The sequence below is a fragment of the Acidipila sp. EB88 genome, from assembly GCF_003858395.1.
Lineage (GTDB): Bacteria > Acidobacteriota > Terriglobia > Terriglobales > Acidobacteriaceae > EB88.
Genome location: NZ_QWEV01000005.1, coordinates 823784 through 838990 on the forward strand (window position 1 = coordinate 823784; position 15207 = coordinate 838990).

The window sequence follows — 15207 nt, forward strand, 5'->3', positions numbered from 1 at the left end:
ATCAAATTCGTATTGCGGCAGCGCTCTTCCCAGATGAGCGCTGCCTGCAACTACGCATCAAAAATCTCGATTGCCTGCGCACAGTGCATCTCGAAAGCAGGCGACGAGGAAGTGATCCATGTTCGCTGCACGCTCCCTGACGACCAAGCTCCTGCTTGCTGCCCCAGTCTTCGTTTTCTCCCAGTTTGCTGCTCACGCCCAGACCGCCCCGCCTACCGACACCCAGTTACTCAGCCAGCTTGACCAGGACATGGCGTCCGTCATCCTCTTCTACGATCAAGCCCTGCGTGGCACCGCCGACCTCGATCTGATGCCGGCCGATGCCCGTCAGCAGTTCTCGCCCGAAGACGCCGCCAAGGCCCTGTCCCGCGGTTTCGATCGCGCCACGGCGCCCCTGGCTCTTGGCAAGGTTGTGGATGGTGTGCAGATCCCAGGCCGAGATGGCAATGCCATCCCGGTCCGCATCTATACGCCTGCTGGCACAGGTCCGTTCCCGGTGATTACGTACTTCCATGGCGGTGGCTTCGTAATCGCGACTATCGACACTTACGACGCCAGCGCGCGCGCCTTGAGCAAGTATGCGAATGCCATTGTTGTCTCAGTCGAATACCGCAAGGCACCGGAAGCGCCGTACCCGGCCGCACTGCATGATGCGATCGATTCCTATACCTGGATCACCCGGAACATCGGCACATATAACGGGATCGCCACCAAGGTAGCGGTCGCAGGCGAAAGCGCCGGCGGCAACCTGGCGACCGAAGTTGCGATTGCGGCCCGTGACAACGGCCTGCAGAAGCCAACGCACGAACTGCTGGTCTATCCCGTCACCAGCAGCAATACCAGCCAGGCATCGGACCTTCTGTACACCAGCGCCAATCTGCCGCTCAACACATCGCTGCTGACGTACTACTTCAGCAACTACGTCACCAATCCTGCGGAAGCCAATGATCCTGGCGTCGCCCCTATTAACGCCAACCTGAGCAACCTACCGCCAACCACGATCCTTGCCGCGCAGGAGGATCCGCTGCTCAGCGACGGACAGGCCTACGCGGCCAAGCTGCAGGCTGCAGGGAACCAGGTGGTTTACCAGCTGTACACCGGCACCACCCACGAGTTCTTCGGCATGGGCGACGTTGTCGCCAAGGCGAAGCAGGCGGAACAGTTTGGCGCAGCACGAATCGCAGCGTCGTTCTAGCTCACGCGATACGCTGATAACTTTGACTCTCTTGAAGGCGGCCCGAATCGGGCGCCTTTTCCATTTCAGGCGCAGGCGCCTGTGTTCGTTTGAAGCGCGGTCCCCAAGGCAAGACAGTCCCGCGACCCTCCAGTAGGCTAGGTGCAGAGAGCGTCCACCGGCACCTGCATGCTGTTTACCCAGGAAATCAACTTCGACCCGAACGATCCGCAGGCTGCGCTGGCCGCAGTGCCAGCCGCTGCCGCCGTGTTTGCCCTGCGCGGGCCTTCGGGCGAGCCGTACCTGAACCGGACCAGCGACCTGCGCCGGAGACTGCATCGGCTGCTCACGCCGTCGCCGGCGCAGAGCAAGCGCCTGCAGCTTGCAGGGCTGGTGCGTCGCGTCGCCTGGACCGAGACCGCTTCGGAGTTCACCGCGCAGCTGCTGCTCTACCAGGCGTCCCTGGCAGCTTTTGGTGAGCGCGCCCGCAAACGGCTTCACCTCACCACCCCATTTTTTGTGCGCGTGGGCATGCGCAATCGCTATCCCCGTTGCTGGATCACCAACAGCCTTTCGCTCGATGCCGCCGCTGACCTGTTCGGGCCGTTTCCGTCGCGCAACGCCGCGGAGCGATACCTCGAGCAGGTGCTGGACCTCTATCTCCTGCGGCGCTGCTTTCAGGACCTGGATCCTGATCCGGCATTTCCCGGCTGCATCTACTCCGAGATGAAGAAATGCCTGGCGCCCTGCTACGGCGGCTGCTCCGACGAGCGGTACGCCGACGAAGCGGCCGCAGTGCATGCCTTTCTGCGCACAGGCGGCGCGAGCCTGCTGGCAACGCTCGCCACGGAGCGGGACCGTGCAAGCGAAGCGCTGGACTTCGAAGCAGCTGCTGCCGCGCACACACGCCACACTAAGGCCGAAGCCGTGGCTGCGCTCGCTCCCGAGATTGCCCGGGCGCTCCAGGTGCAGCGAGGCGTGCTGGTGCAGCCCAGTGCCGTGCCCGACGAAGTTTCGCTTTACCTGCTCGAGAACAGCCTGTTTACCGGACCTGTGGCTTTTTCGGTTCTGGGCATGCGCCTGCCTAATGAGCAGTCGGGCTCCAGCTCCCTCTTCGCGCACCCTGCAGCGTTTGCGGCTGTTCCGCTGGCGAGCGCTGGAGCACGCGGCGTGCTGGAATGGAGCGCGCGAGGGAGCACCGAGGCGCAGGGAGGTTCCGCGGCAGATCCGGCGCCGCCGCAATCCCCGGATGACCGCCTGCAGGCAGCACTGGCTTCGCTTGATGCGCTGGCCGCGCACAGGCACACGCTCGACAAGGACCGCGCCGCGGAGCATGGCCGGCAGGAATTATGCGACCACCAGGCGCTGCTTGCACGCTGGTATTTCCGGCCGGGCCACAAGCGCCAGGGCGAACTACTGCTGGCCGAACCGGCAAGTGGAGCCGTGCCGATGAAGGCGCTTCTGCGTGCCTGCGCCCGCGTGTACCGCGCGCATGTGGAGAAGCATGCCCCCCGTTAAGCAGACCGGATTCTCTGGATAGGGTTGACGCATGACTCGGTTCCAGACCGTATTCCTCGGCTGTGCTCTGGCGTTCCTGTTTCCTCTCGCCCTCAGGAGAGCTGAAGCCCAGGCCACGATCGCTCCGCTCGTGAGCTCCACCGTGCTTGACGGTGACTCGCCACGTCTGCTGAAGCGGCCTGGTGAATCGCAACCGTTCATACGTTCCGGCTGACCACAGAGTGCACCGCACGTAGCTATACCGGCACCCCGGTGCTCGCTCAGGCCGAGAGAGCATTCGCCGCAGACAGCATAGGCAGAATCACCGTTGATTCTGCAGTTCCGTTGAGCGACACGTACAGCGGGGCTGGCCCGTTAGGGACTGCTCTGATCCGGGACGCCACTTCCGCTCGACGGTAATCCTGTGCATTCACAGGGAACTCTGAAGTGTGTGTGCCAACACTGTTGTCTGAACAATAAAACTGGGGAGCTAAGAGACAAAGCTGCTATTCAGATCAGGTTGTGACTACCGCGCACTCGCACGCACTCGACCAAAAGGGTGCAGGAAATGGGGACATCGGATTATCGGAAGGGCGATGGGAAGCTGGGTGTGCCTCTGGCGAACGCAACGTACCTTCTGCCGTGAGCATGGTTGAAGACCACGAGGTACCGAAGCCTGAACCTAAAACATGCCTTCCCAGGCGTGGCAGCGCCATTCCTATCCGCCTGATACTTAGGATTCTGTATAGTCAGCGTGTAACTGCCGCTTAGACATGTCACTTTCGACAAGGCGACTCGTTACTACAGCGTAATTCCACCCGCGGCCTGGATGACTTGGCCAGTGACCCAAAAGGCGTCATCAGACGCTAGAAACACCGCGATTCTGGCTATATCGTCCGGTTGTCCTGCTCGCCCGAGTGGTGTCGCTTTGATAGCAGCTTCGTAACGTTCCCCTTGCATAAAGCCCGAGGCTTGTAAGCCTTCCGTTATTGTCAGTCCAGGGTTGAGCGCATTGACCCGTATTTGTTTTGGCCCAAGCTCTTTGGATAAGGAGATGGAGAGGTTGTTGACCGCACCTTTCGTAGCCGAGTAGATCGACCCATACGCCGAGGGCATCGACCCACCCAGTGAGCCGATGTTGATGACAGAGCCGCCCTCAACCATCAGCGGGACGGCAGCCTGCATCGATAAGACCAAGCCGAGAACGTTCAGGTTAAAAAGCCTGTGAAACTCCTCGCCCGTCACTTGCTCAAGTGGCCCGAATCCAGCAATGCCCGCATTGTTTACGAGCACGTGCAAACGTCCGTGTCTCCGCCTGATCTCTGCGAAAGTGCGTGTAATGTCCTCGTGGTTTGAGAAGTCGCCTTGCATCAGCCATGCTTCCCCACCTGCGCTAGTGATTTCGGCCACTGTCTGTTCCGCACCCTCGCGGCTCGTTGCGTAATTCACAACAACGGTGGCCCCTTCAGCACCCAGAAGTCTCGCAATGCTCTGACCGATTCCTTTGGATGCCCCCGTCACTAATGCAATTTTTCCGGAAAGCTTGCCCATATACCTCTTCATCTCCAAGCCTGAATGCGTGTTTGCTCCCGATCAAATATATACCGGTGGACCGATTTTATTTATCATAAGCAGAATGATTGCTCGCAAGCCACGCAAGATTCAGGACAGGACAGCAATCACACGGGAGTGCCTGTTACGCGCCGCGGAGAAGGTCTTCGCACGAAGAGGGTACGAAAGCGCTCTATTAGCAGAGATTGCGGAAGCAGCAGGCTTCAGCAAGGGAGCGCTCTACGCCCACTTCAAGAGCAAGGAAGACTTGTTTCTGGCCCTGGCTCTCGAAAAGGCGGCCACGTTACATGCCAGCCTCAGCAATGCGTTGAGCCAAGCACCCACCCGCGAGGCTAAGATCCTCGCCTTCAGGTCGTTTTACATTGGTCTGGCCGTGGACAGGGAGTGGGCGCTTCTCATCCTCGAAGCCAAACTGTTCATGACCCGTCATCGAAAGGTACGGGAGCGGCTCCTCGAAGCTGAAAGCAATCTTGAGGTCAGCGTAGAGCAAGCGTTGTTGAAAGTTTTCGGTAAGGCCAAGCGAACGCCCGCCAAAGCACTTGGCGGTATAGTTGCTGCGCTTGTGCTCGAGTCTCACTTGGAGCCAGAGGCTTTTACCGCCCGCAAGATCAGGGCAATGCTCGGAACAATATTCGACTCGTTACTGGGTGTAGACGATTCTGTTGAAGTGTAGGCCGATCATTGCTCCTGATAAATGTCGCGGTGAGAAGGTCAGTTGAGCGCCAGCGGTCCTCAGCTTGTCAACTGAAGTATGAGGACTTGCTGGTTCATTAAACCAAGTGATGCTTATACGACGACCCTCCCTGCTCGCCCGGACGCTGCAACTACTCGGCAGAAAATAATCTTGAGATTATTCCTTGCAACGACAATCGTTGTGCGCTATAGTCTCCTCATGGTGACCGGGCTGGCACGAGACATCAAGCAAACTCGCAACTTCCCTTCGGTCGAGGGCGAAGCGGGGCTCAACATCCTCCGCACGTCGGAGATGCTGTATGAGAGGCTGAACACAGCTCTCAAGCCCCTCGATCTTACGTTTACCCAGTACAACGTGCTCCGTATCCTACGGGGAGCGGGAGCCGCAGGCGTGACCTGCTCCCAGCTGGCCGAGCGCATGATCGTTCGGGATCCTGATGTCACTCGTCTGCTGGACCGCCTGGAGAAGAGGGGCTACGTCGAACGCCGTCGCAGTGAACAGGATCGCCGCGTCCTGATCGTGACGATTTCGGCCGCGGGTCTGGAGCACCTGCATGCTGCCGATGGACCGATTGTGAAGGCCATGACTTCGACGATGGAGAAGCCTGGAAAGGAGAGGCTGTTGGAGCTGATCGATGTGCTGGAGACCATCCGGCAGTAGTTTTCTCGTCCCAATAGTCGTTGTAACGATATTCCTCACACCTAAACATTAACCGCTAAGGAGAACATCATGATCGCCGTTACCGGAGCAAATGGGCAGCTGGGCAAGCTCGTCATCGAAGGGCTTCTGAAGAAGGTTCCTGCTGCAGACATCGTCGCCATCGTCCGTAATCCTGAGACTGCAACCGCATTCCAGCAGGCCGGTGTGCAGGTCCGCGAAGCGGACTACGACCGGCCGGAGAGCCTCGAAGTTGCGCTACGCGGAGCGGACAAGCTCTTGCTCATTTCGGCGGTCATGCCTGGCCAGCGCCTGCGGCAGCATAGGACCGTCATCGATGCCGCAAAGAGATCCGGCGTCTCGTTTGTCGCCTACACCAGCATGTTGAAGGCGGACACCTCAGGCCATGTGCTCGCCCCTGAACACCTCGCGACGGAGGAGTATCTGGCTGGTTCTGGTCTGACATATGCTCTGCTCCGGAACGCCTGGTACCTCGAAAACCACATGGGCATGGTTGAACCTGCTCTCCAGCACGGCGTTCTGGTAGGAAGCGCGAAAGAGGGACGCTTCGCCTCGGCGTCCAGAGCGGACTATGCAGGAGCAGCGGTGGCCGTGCTGACCGGAGCCGGAGAGCTTAACCGCACCTACGAACTGGCCGGCGATACCTCGTTCACGATGAGTGAGTTTGCGTCCGAGCTGTCCGAACAGACAGGAAAGCAGATCCCCTACAACGACCTCGACCCGGACGCCTACCGTTCGCTGCTGTCAGGCCTGGGGCTTCCCCCGATGATCGTCGAGGTTGTGGTGGATGCCGATGTGAAAGCGCAGCAGGGAGCCTTCGATAGCTCATCGAGCGATCTGTCACGGCTCCTTGGGCACTCCACCACCACGTTGGCTCAGGCGATCAGGGCCACCGTTCGCAGTCAGCAGTGATTGCCTTCACTCCTTCACGGCGGCTGCAAGAGGAAGCGACGCCGTGATGAGTACGTTGTAGAAGTACACGTTGTAAACATAGTATGCAACGCCTACATTGGTGAAACGCTTAGAAACAGCAGAGTGAAAGACCCTTCACCGAAACCTCAACGATGTAGCACACCTTGCAAGCATGAAAGGTAATCACCATGGCAAACAATACGTCCTCCCTCCCTTCGGCCGATCTGGCTGCAACCTCCACCTCAGCGACGCCGGTAAAGAACATCGTCCTTGTGCACGGCGCCCTCGCAGACGCTTCGGGATTCCGGGCTGTCTACGACATCCTCAAGCGGCAGGGCTTCCACGTGAGCCTCGCGAGCCAGCCGTTGACGAGCCGCGCCGCGGATATCGCTGCGGTCCGCCGCGTCCTCGATCTTCAGACCGGCCCCGTCATCCTTGTCGGACACAGCTACGGAGGCGCGCTGATCACCGAGACCGGAAACGACCCCAAGGTGAAGGCCCTGGTCTATGTCGCCGCCCTGCAGCCAGACGCCGGAGAAGCCCCGTTCGAGCTCCTCACGTCCAGACCCGCTGCAAGCCAGGCTGTTGCGTTCACAACAGACGGTTATGCGTACCTCGACGCGGCCCACTATCAGGAAGATTTCGCGGCCGATCTCTCGAAAGAAGACACCGACTTCATGGCGGATTCGCAGATGTTCATCGCGGTCGAATGCCTGCAAACCCCGGTTTCGGTAGCCGCCTGGCACGATAAGCCCAGCTACGCCATCGTTTCCACCGAGGACCGCTCGCTGAATCCGGACCTCCAGCGCTTTATGTACCAGCGAAGCAAGAGCAAGGTGACGGAGCTTACCGGCTCCCACGCGATCTACATTTCACAACCCGAAGCGGTGGCGGCTGTCATCGCGACAGCCGCGAACGAGGCGATCTAAGGCATCGGCTGCTGGGTTCTCCCAGCAGCCAGCCTCCTCAACCAAGCGCGCAGGCAACCCAGTTCTACAGGAGAAACGAAATGTCGCAAACGAAGAAAGTGGCTCTTGTCACAGGTGCGAACCGTGGAATCGGTCTTGAGACCGTCCGTCAACTGGCGGTGCAAGGTATTGAGGTCTTCCTTGCGGCACGCACTCTGTCGTCCGCTCAGGAAGCAGCAGCGAAGTTGGAAGCCGGCGGCGTGAGGGGTGTCCATCCGATCCAGCTGGACGTGACCAAAGCCTCTGATCGGTCCGAAGCAGCCAAGCACATCGGAGACGAGTTCGGGCACCTGGACATCCTGATCAACAACGCAGCGCTGGGTGCGCCGGAAGGGACGCTCCTCGCGAAGCTGACCAGTGACACGCCGGAAAAGGAGCTGCAGGATGTATTCAACACCAACGTCTTCGCCGTGCTTCTGCTGACGCATGACCTGCTCCCTCTTATCAGGAAGAGCGATGCGGGACGGATCGTAAATGTTTCGAGCACGACCGGGTCGCTCACCATGCAGGCGAATCGCGATCCGATGCTTGCCTACACGAAACGCTTCGCCTACAACGCCTCGAAATCAGCACTCAACATGTTCACGATCCATCTCTCGCAGGAGCTTGCCGACACCAACATCAAAGTGAACTCGATCCTCCCTGGTTGGGTGAAGACGGAACTCGGAACCGATCTCGCTCCGATGAGTATCGAAGACGGCGCAAAGACCAGCGTGCAGGCCGCTCTGCTCGACGCCGACGGTCCTACTGGAACCTTCTTTCATCTCGACCAGCAACTTCCCTGGTAGACCCGATGGGGCCAGGGACGCGCTGCAGCCAAGATGAAGAGCTGCCTCTGGGTACGCCCGGAGATCTTTGCCCGGATCCGGTTTCTGGAGTGGACGCCTGGCGATCATCTGCGCTGGGAGCGAGACAAGGCCGTCTGGCGCTTCACCCGGATCGGGGTGCACGAAGAGTGCTACTGCGGCCAGCGCGAGTGAACTTGAGGTGTAAACCATACGAACACCCGCTGGTTGCTACGATCGACACAGATTGATAGTCAAAGGATGAGCGAGCCTTACGAGGCTTCGTGCGTGTTGGCAGCCGCCGATTCGATGAGTGTTGCAAGGCCTGCATTCAGCGAGAGTTCGACGCCTCCCCAGAGCACCGCGTTACGAGCAAGCTGCCCAGGGGCTATGCGTGGTGCCGCGAATTCATTCGCGACCAACCCTGTCCGCACTGCCTCGATCAAGACGGGATGGCTGCCTATGTCGCCTCCCAGGATGACCAGGCCTGGGTTGAGGATGAGCGAAACGTTCAAGATCAGGTCGGCGACGAGCTCGGCCCGGGCTTCGACGATTCTTCGGGCATCTTCATCATTGCGCGCGGCGAGATCAAGAATGGCAGCAGCTTTTAACTTCTTCGTTGCAGCACCGCCCGCCAGCTTCATCTCACGCCAGCTTGCCTCTATACCGCCGCTGCCGATGAGCTTCTCCAACTCGCCGAACTCACGTATTAACGTGTGTCTGGCAGAAACATTCGGCACACGCAGGTAGCCGATCTCGCCGGCGGACCAGTGGGTGCCATGATGAATACGTCCGGCTAGCATGATGCCAGCGCCTACGCCATGCCCGATTGAGATGTAGACAAAGTTCTCCTCGCCTAGTGCCGCTCCCCGATAGCGCTCTCCTTGCGCTGCTAGGTTTGTGTCGTTCTCAACAAGGACCGAGCAGGAAAAGATCTTCTCGAGCATGGAGCGAAGCGGGACATCGTGCCATCCATCGAGCGGACTTATGGCCAGTACGACACCCTCCATTACGTTTGTGATGGCCGGTACTCCGACAGTGACGCCAACGAGTTCCGCATCAGGATACGTCTGCGCACGCAGCATGCGACGAACATGCCTGCCGATAAGCGCGCAGATATGCTTCGGCGTGGTGGATTGACCTTCGAGGAGCACCTCTTCGGTGGCTTGCAACTCACCATCGAGATCGGCAAGAAGAATGGTTATGGAAGTGACAGAAATATCGACTGCGGCAACACATCCCCGTTCCGCCTTGAAGCGGATGAGGTCTGGCGGTCTACCACCACTCGACTCCCCTTCGCCGGCCGCTTTGATCAGGTCGGCTGCTTGCAGATAAGCGACAACGTTCGCCACGGTTGGTGCACTCAGTCCCGAAGCGCGTACCAAGTCTGCTTTAGAACAAGCACCGGCGTCGCGCAGAAGATGGAGGATGCGCACTGCGTTCGTATGGCGGAGCATCGGCGGGCGCCCCAAGGGGCCATGCAGGATTGTCATGGGAGCTGCTTTGGCCTTCCGGATCGAAACCAGAGTAGTGCATTTTCAAAGAGCCGGTTCTGAATGGCGCTCGTGAAGATTTTGTCACCATGCCCCATGTTTATGTAGAGCATGTGGTACCTGGTATTTGTCCATACGACTGGAAGGTCACCACCGACCAGCGTGTCTTTCCAGCCGAGCGGGTAGTTGGATGCTTTAAGAGAAACGAGCACCTGCACATCCTTGTTCTCGCGCGGATCGGGCTTCCAGATGTACCACTCGTTTGCGGGAGAAAGAAAGCTGCCCGGAAGCGATCGGGTTACTGGACTACGCTTGTTTTCGACTGCGAGGTTTGCGGGTAGAGGTGGCCAACTGTTCGTGAGGAAGATGGAACCGCCGAGAAACTGCACGAACCAGGGCCAGTGAGTCCCATCATCGTTGTATCCAGCGATGTGAAATCCTAACCAGGCCCCACCATGCTCCGCGTACTGCTGAAAGGCTGCTCGCTGCGCCGGGTCAGAAGGTATGTCATCGAGCCAGAGAATGAGTTGATAGTGGCTTAGCTTTTCGGCGTTCAGATCGTTAAAGCTTGTGGTCGTCTCGAAATCAAATTTGTCCTTTAGCGCCAGAGCCTGGAAGAACAAGATGGCTTGCTTCGCAAAGGCGACGTGGTCGGCTTCGACCTCCGTACCGTAGAAGGCGAGCACGTGAAATGGAGAGACCTGCTGGGCCTGCATGGCGAATGCGCACAAGGCTAACGCAGCTATCAACGCGATCCGCGAAATAGCTTTCATTGACGCGCGGTCCAAAGAATCGCGTTGTGGAAGAGAGTGGTGTAAGCCTGATCTTGAAACAGCTCAGCATGGTGCCCCATGAAGATATACACGTTCCGAGCCTTGACATGATTGTTGGTCCAAACCACGGGATGGTCTCCCATCTTCAGATCGGATCGCGGTAGATAGGTCGATTCCGCAACGCTGGCAAGCACATGCACGTTTGGACGGGGACTCTTGTCGTACGTGTACCACTCTTCATCGTCAATCGAGAAGGATGAGCCGAGACCTGCCATCACCGGGCTAGATGGATCCTCGACCACCACCTTCGCGCTCGCAAAAGTCGCGATGTAGTTCGTGAACTGAATACCACCCATGAAGTTCGAAAACCAGCTCCAGAGATCAAAGCCGTCAAAATACCCCAGCAACGTGGCATGGTGAAAGCCGATCCATCCACCTTTACCCTCGTCGATGTATGATTCAAACGCCCTCATCGCAGTGGGCGTCCAGTCATAGGGAGGGTAATTCAGCTGGATCAGGAGTTGATAGTGCGCCAGGAATGCATCGTCGATTTTGGTTGTGTCCTGGATGTAGTCAATTGCAAATCCATCCTTGCCAGCTTCCTGCGCAAGCCAGACCTTCGCAGCGTCGACGTAGGGTGCATGCACGCCGCCCCGTTCAGCAAGCGCAAGGATGCGAAACTTAGGCGCAACTGAAGGCTGTGAGTTGATAGAGTTTTGCGCGACGATCTGGGGACAGCCGCATGAGAGCGCCAACACGGACCATGACACGTGCTTCAACCAGCGTGGGTAATGTGATCGCAGTGGAATGCCTTTCCGATCGCAATGCATGACCTAGACGCTCTCCTTGAATGCTGACCGCAAAGGCGAGGCTGAGGAGTATAGTAACTAAACATTAGGAAGTCTGCACATTGATTCTGCTGTCTTTCTGTCGGGATAGGCACAAGTGTGTGGCGAGGAAAAGCAATGGAGCTCTCTCTTTGTCGGCCCGTGACAAGCCGTATCAGCTGCGGGTCTATAGCGGCTGGGCTAGGAGTACTCACCTGTGCCAGCTTGCTCTCCTATGCTCAGCCATTGCCCGGGGTCGTCCCGGCTGAAAGCATGCTGATCTCTCCGAAAGCACTGGCGGTAAATCCTGTGACGCACAAGATGTACGCTGTCGACCAGACGAAGGACCTTGTCGATGTAGTGGACGGATCATCAGCCACTGTACGCGTGATCAAGGTAGGCAAATCGCCGAATGCGATAGCTATCGACTCGGGAACAAATAAGATCTTTGTCTTGAACACGGCAAGCAATACGGTGAGCGTCATCGACGGGGTGCGGGACATGGTAGTTTCGACCATTGCTGCTGGCAGGATCCCCTACGCCATAGCCATCGATACCAGCTTGCACAAGGTGTTCGTGGCAAACACCTACAGCAACTTCATCACATCGTTCGATGAGGCGTCGAATCAAACGACCCCGCTTCCCCTCGGATCGAAGGACGCGTTGCTGGTCGATCCAGATCGCCATGAGTTATTCTTACTGAGTTACGAAAGTTCCACCCTACAGGCTTTCAGCGTGGAAACTGGCAACGTAAGACAGATACCGGCAACCATGCATCTTTGGGCGCTTGCCTCCGACTCGCGCCGTGAACTCATCTACGCGACGGAGGCACAGGACAAAGCTCTCCTCCGCATCGATGAAAGATCAGGTGCTGAGATGACCATAGCTACGGGCGCGATGCCGTGTGCTGCCGGTGTGGACGAACGTACTGGCTTCGTGTACGTTGCGAACTGCGTCGACAACAACGTGACGGTCATCGATGGTGCAAGCGGCAAGTGGGTAGCCACTGTCCAGGTAGGGGCAGGACCCCAAGCCATTGCGGTAGACAGCATCCGCGGTCTAGTTGCAGTTGCAAATACCCACAGCAACACGGTCAGCTTCATCAACGAGCAGACGAACTCTGTGGTGTCTACGGTACCGGGCGGCCGAAATCCTTATGCACTGGCGATCGACGCTGAGAATGGCAACGTATATGCCGCGAATTTTGGCCCACGCTGTTTCACAAAGCTGGATGTACGCTCACTTCTGCGCTCAAATGGAGTGTCGCCTCTGCCGGGCGCATCGAGCGAGACAAATTCTCCTTCCTCCCCGAGGGTGGTCAATCTGATTACCACCAGCACCCTCAGCCATAGAACCTCGACATGACTTTGCGGCCTACCCCTGCTTTCGCTGCCGCGACGTTCTCGTGATTAATCAAGGCTTTAGGCCAGCAACCCGAGCCGGAGCATCTTCTCGACGAACTCACTACGCGCGAGGGCTGGACGATTCCCCGGTGCTGCATCCACTGCACCCACCTTAAGTCGGGCCCCCGGGACTCTGAGGCAATGATGGGTGGAGAAGGATTGCCGGCCGATGGCTCCAACCGCTGACCGACGGTTGCCAGGTGACCTGTTAGCAAGCGAGATCTTTGCTGAGGCGACAGCGGATCGCGACCTCCCCAGCAGCTGCTACAGCAGACCGCGCAAGCACATGCTATGGCCATTCACAACCTAGCCGCGGTACTCAACACGCCCTGTGCATATTTGGTGGTGGTGTCGAATTCAACTTGCAGCTTTGCGATACAGTGCAAGGGGAACTGCTGAGGTTGCAGCTCGGCCACAAACCACATGGGGGAAGTAGCGCTCCCGGCGCGGATGCATAAATTACGGGAGCCCCCGGCTCGGCCTTGATTTCGCTGAACAAACGTCAGGTCAGAGGCGAGCGCTAAGCTCATTTGCCAGAGGCACTATGTGGCAGGCTTACCGCATACAAGTACCATGCTGCGTGCGGTAGCCACTCTTCGGTCCATCGCCAGTCCTCATCTTTACCGGTGACAGCGAAACCCTCGTTGAAGGCGATCCCGTCTTCATTGTCGCTGGCCGCCGTTACCCCATTGATGATCGCCCCCGGAGCACTCGTGTACTTGTAGGAGCGAAAGAACATGTAAGGGGCGTTGCGCTCTCCACTCCCAATGAGCATGCTGCTGTCAAAAGGATTTCGCCCAAGGATCCAGTGAAGTTGATTCCATGCGTAAACCTCAAGCTGACGCTGGAATTTTGGATCGTCTTGATAAAACGGCGCAGCGAGTCTTGCTGCACTTGCCATGGAAGCGAGTCGCGCGTTCTCGCCCTGCCACCAAGGCGCGGCTTCTGTGTCGTGCGGGAAAAAGAATGCCGCGCGCACTGTTTTGTCTTTCATGCTAACCAGCTGCCGTGCATAGCCGAACGGGTTGTTTACCGCGTCTGTTAATCGCAGTTCGAAGTCGAGCGACTTCCGCACCGCTTCAAGCACCTTCGTCTTCTGGGGCGGGCTTGCTACTTCCGCGGCATATCGCAGAAGAGTGACCACAGGCATGCCGGCGTCGGCCGGATGAAAAAATGGGCGCTGTGTGTCGTCTGCCCTCCAGTAGTTTGAGAACTGGCCATGTATCGTTAGCCGGCTCATCAGCCGCGCGGCACGATCGTCCGCAGCGGTGCGATACTCCTGCTTCCCTGTCGCTTTGAAGAGTTCGGTCGCTGCCAACAGCGCACAGTAGTCGTCCAGGATGTTCTCGTGCCCGTCATTGAGCACCTCTTTGTTGTGTGCCTGGAGGAAGGAGAAAGCCGTCTCTGCTGCTTCAAGGTACTGTAGACCGCTGAACTCTCCGTGCTCTGGCATGGTGCTGGCAAGAGCCAGGGCCGCAATCGCTACGCCACCCCCGGACCGAAAGCTGGTCTCGTATGCATAGGGTCCTTCCGCTGCTCCGATGCTCGTGGTAGAGGCGCCGGCATTCGTCTTGATCTGCGTGCGCCAGTTTGGGTTCCCTATCTCACGATCCGCTGCCAGCTTGTGCGCGCCCGGTGCCGAAATGGACTCAAAGAATGAGCCTTGAGGCCGCTTCATCCGCGTGATGAAGTCTGCGCCGAATAGACCTTCATCAAGAAGCCTTCGCTCGTACTCGCTGAGATCGTCATCATTTCTTCCCTCCAGCAGGCGATAGCTTGAGAGAAGAGACCATGCCACCAGAGGAACTTGCTGTGGATTGAAGTACGAGGTCGGGTTCTGATGCGAGAAGTGGATCCCATAGTCGCCCGTGGCGTCGTACCATCCTCCTCGAACGTCCACAAACCCCGCGCCCTCAGGATTCTTCAGGTGGCTGTCTGCACGATCAAACGCTCCCGTTGCACGTTGCCCTTTGAAGTAAAACAGGACATTTGACAATGTGCTTCGCTCAAGCAGGTTCCTGTCGATTGCGAACTCGCAGGTGCTGACTACTTTGCCTCGCGACCGCAGGATAAGACGATAGTGGCCAGGAGTCGTGAGGCCAGAGAAATCCAACTTCCAAAACACGCGGTCGCCCCAGTCGAAGACCTTCGAGGCGGGTACGCTCACACCTGTAAAGATGGTCTTGCTGCTGGCCACATCTACAATCTCAAACCCGGCACTCGCAGTAAGATGCGTCGCATCTGCGCTCGAACCTTCAAGCAATGCAATCTTTGTCGCGTCGACGTCATAGCCAAGCTGATCGACGAGCACGCGCAATTCTGCACTGGCACTTATCGGAAGTGCAAGACAAGCAAGGAGACAGACTTTTGAAAGAATGTTAATTTACCCCCAACAGCAAGAGATCTCTGCGATTATCGGATGCCATGCACT

The 15207-nt window shown here is 58.1% G+C and carries 14 protein-coding genes; 9 read left to right on the forward strand and 5 right to left on the reverse strand.

What is annotated here, in order from left to right; translation table 11 throughout:
• Positions 1 to 118 precede the first annotated feature (118 nt).
• Together D1Y84_RS04280 and D1Y84_RS04285 are read left to right on the forward strand one after the other, a co-directional pair.
• On the forward strand, positions 119 to 1195 hold the full coding sequence (locus D1Y84_RS04280) for an alpha/beta hydrolase (protein WP_124847422.1): 1077 nt from the start codon (positions 119 to 121) through the stop codon (positions 1193 to 1195).
• Between the two features lie 141 nt (positions 1196 to 1336).
• Complete coding sequence (locus D1Y84_RS04285) at positions 1337 to 2692, forward strand: excinuclease ABC subunit C (RefSeq protein ID WP_124847423.1); 1356 nt, start codon at positions 1337 to 1339, stop codon at positions 2690 to 2692.
• Positions 2693 to 3472: 780 nt separating this feature from the next.
• On the opposite strand, the gene D1Y84_RS04290 is transcribed toward D1Y84_RS04285, so the two are convergent.
• The gene (locus D1Y84_RS04290) at positions 3473 to 4222 is read right to left on the reverse strand and encodes an SDR family NAD(P)-dependent oxidoreductase (RefSeq protein WP_124847424.1); all 750 of its coding nucleotides are present in this window, start codon (positions 4220 to 4222) and stop codon (positions 3473 to 3475) included.
• Between D1Y84_RS04290 and D1Y84_RS04295 the strand changes: the two genes are divergently transcribed.
• The 6 genes from D1Y84_RS04295 to D1Y84_RS17850 all read left to right on the forward strand — a co-directional run bounded on the left by D1Y84_RS04295 (position 4215) and on the right by D1Y84_RS17850 (position 8475).
• Positions 4215 to 4916, forward strand: a complete 702-nt coding sequence (locus D1Y84_RS04295; RefSeq protein WP_124847425.1) for a TetR/AcrR family transcriptional regulator — start codon at positions 4215 to 4217, stop codon at positions 4914 to 4916. The genes D1Y84_RS04290 and D1Y84_RS04295 overlap by 8 nt on opposite strands.
• A gap of 171 nt (positions 4917 to 5087) precedes the next feature.
• Positions 5088 to 5597, forward strand: coding sequence for a MarR family winged helix-turn-helix transcriptional regulator (locus D1Y84_RS04300; protein WP_199726356.1), 510 nt, complete (start codon positions 5088 to 5090; stop codon positions 5595 to 5597).
• A gap of 69 nt (positions 5598 to 5666) precedes the next feature.
• A complete protein-coding gene (locus D1Y84_RS04305) occupies positions 5667 to 6527 on the forward strand; it encodes an SDR family oxidoreductase (protein WP_124847426.1) in 861 nt (286 codons plus the stop codon).
• A 188-nt stretch (positions 6528 to 6715) separates the two neighbouring features.
• A complete protein-coding gene (locus tag D1Y84_RS04310) occupies positions 6716 to 7456 on the forward strand; it encodes an alpha/beta hydrolase (protein WP_124847427.1) in 741 nt (246 codons plus the stop codon).
• Between the two features lie 80 nt (positions 7457 to 7536).
• Positions 7537 to 8283, forward strand: a complete 747-nt coding sequence (locus D1Y84_RS04315; protein WP_124847428.1) for an SDR family oxidoreductase — start codon at positions 7537 to 7539, stop codon at positions 8281 to 8283.
• Between the two features lie 33 nt (positions 8284 to 8316).
• A complete protein-coding gene (locus D1Y84_RS17850; protein ID WP_158615315.1) occupies positions 8317 to 8475 on the forward strand; it encodes a hypothetical protein in 159 nt (52 codons plus the stop codon).
• A gap of 77 nt (positions 8476 to 8552) precedes the next feature.
• Here D1Y84_RS17850 and D1Y84_RS04320 read toward each other — a convergent pair whose 3' ends face one another.
• From D1Y84_RS04320 to D1Y84_RS04330, 3 genes are read right to left on the reverse strand one after another with little or no spacing between them, the layout of a single operon-like run.
• Positions 8553 to 9773, reverse strand: a complete 1221-nt coding sequence (locus tag D1Y84_RS04320) for an ROK family transcriptional regulator (RefSeq protein WP_124847429.1) — start codon at positions 9771 to 9773, stop codon at positions 8553 to 8555.
• Positions 9770 to 10546: a ThuA domain-containing protein gene (locus tag D1Y84_RS04325; protein WP_199726357.1), complete on the reverse strand. Its 777-nt coding sequence runs from the start codon at positions 10544 to 10546 to the stop codon at positions 9770 to 9772. Before D1Y84_RS04325 ends, D1Y84_RS04320 begins: the two co-directional genes overlap by 4 nt.
• On the reverse strand, positions 10543 to 11376 hold the full coding sequence (locus D1Y84_RS04330) for a ThuA domain-containing protein (protein ID WP_124847430.1): 834 nt from the start codon (positions 11374 to 11376) through the stop codon (positions 10543 to 10545). Before D1Y84_RS04330 ends, D1Y84_RS04325 begins: the two co-directional genes overlap by 4 nt.
• Before the next feature lie 270 nt (positions 11377 to 11646).
• On the opposite strand from D1Y84_RS04330, the gene D1Y84_RS04335 reads away from it, so the two are divergent.
• Positions 11647 to 12738 carry a YncE family protein gene (locus tag D1Y84_RS04335; RefSeq protein ID WP_158615316.1) on the forward strand — a complete coding sequence of 364 codons (1092 nt, stop codon included), beginning with the start codon at positions 11647 to 11649 and terminating at the stop codon, positions 12736 to 12738.
• A gap of 564 nt (positions 12739 to 13302) precedes the next feature.
• Here the strand turns inward: D1Y84_RS04335 and D1Y84_RS04340 are convergent.
• Positions 13303 to 15087 carry a glycoside hydrolase family 9 protein gene (locus D1Y84_RS04340; RefSeq protein ID WP_233581116.1) on the reverse strand — a complete coding sequence of 595 codons (1785 nt, stop codon included), beginning with the start codon at positions 15085 to 15087 and terminating at the stop codon, positions 13303 to 13305.
• Positions 15088 to 15207 lie beyond the last annotated feature (120 nt).

Excerpts from the sequence above, each read along its gene's own strand:
- D1Y84_RS04330 (WP_124847430.1), bottom strand. The coding sequence starts at position 11,376 with ATGCATTGCGATCGGAAAGGCATTCCACTGCGATCACATTACCCACGC.
- D1Y84_RS04305 (WP_124847426.1), top strand. The coding sequence starts at position 5,667 with ATGATCGCCGTTACCGGAGCAAATGGGCAGCTGGGCAAGCTCGTCATC.
- D1Y84_RS04310 (WP_124847427.1), top strand. The coding sequence starts at position 6,716 with ATGGCAAACAATACGTCCTCCCTCCCTTCGGCCGATCTGGCTGCAACC.
- D1Y84_RS04290 (WP_124847424.1), bottom strand. The coding sequence starts at position 4,222 with ATGGGCAAGCTTTCCGGAAAAATTGCATTAGTGACGGGGGCATCCAAA.
- D1Y84_RS04280 (WP_124847422.1), top strand. The coding sequence starts at position 119 with ATGTTCGCTGCACGCTCCCTGACGACCAAGCTCCTGCTTGCTGCCCCA.
- D1Y84_RS04320 (WP_124847429.1), bottom strand. The coding sequence starts at position 9,773 with ATGACAATCCTGCATGGCCCCTTGGGGCGCCCGCCGATGCTCCGCCAT.
- D1Y84_RS04315 (WP_124847428.1), top strand. The coding sequence starts at position 7,537 with ATGTCGCAAACGAAGAAAGTGGCTCTTGTCACAGGTGCGAACCGTGGA.
- D1Y84_RS04325 (WP_199726357.1), bottom strand. The coding sequence starts at position 10,546 with ATGAAAGCTATTTCGCGGATCGCGTTGATAGCTGCGTTAGCCTTGTGC.
- D1Y84_RS04335 (WP_158615316.1), top strand. The coding sequence starts at position 11,647 with ATGCTGATCTCTCCGAAAGCACTGGCGGTAAATCCTGTGACGCACAAG.
- D1Y84_RS17850 (WP_158615315.1), top strand. The coding sequence starts at position 8,317 with ATGAAGAGCTGCCTCTGGGTACGCCCGGAGATCTTTGCCCGGATCCGG.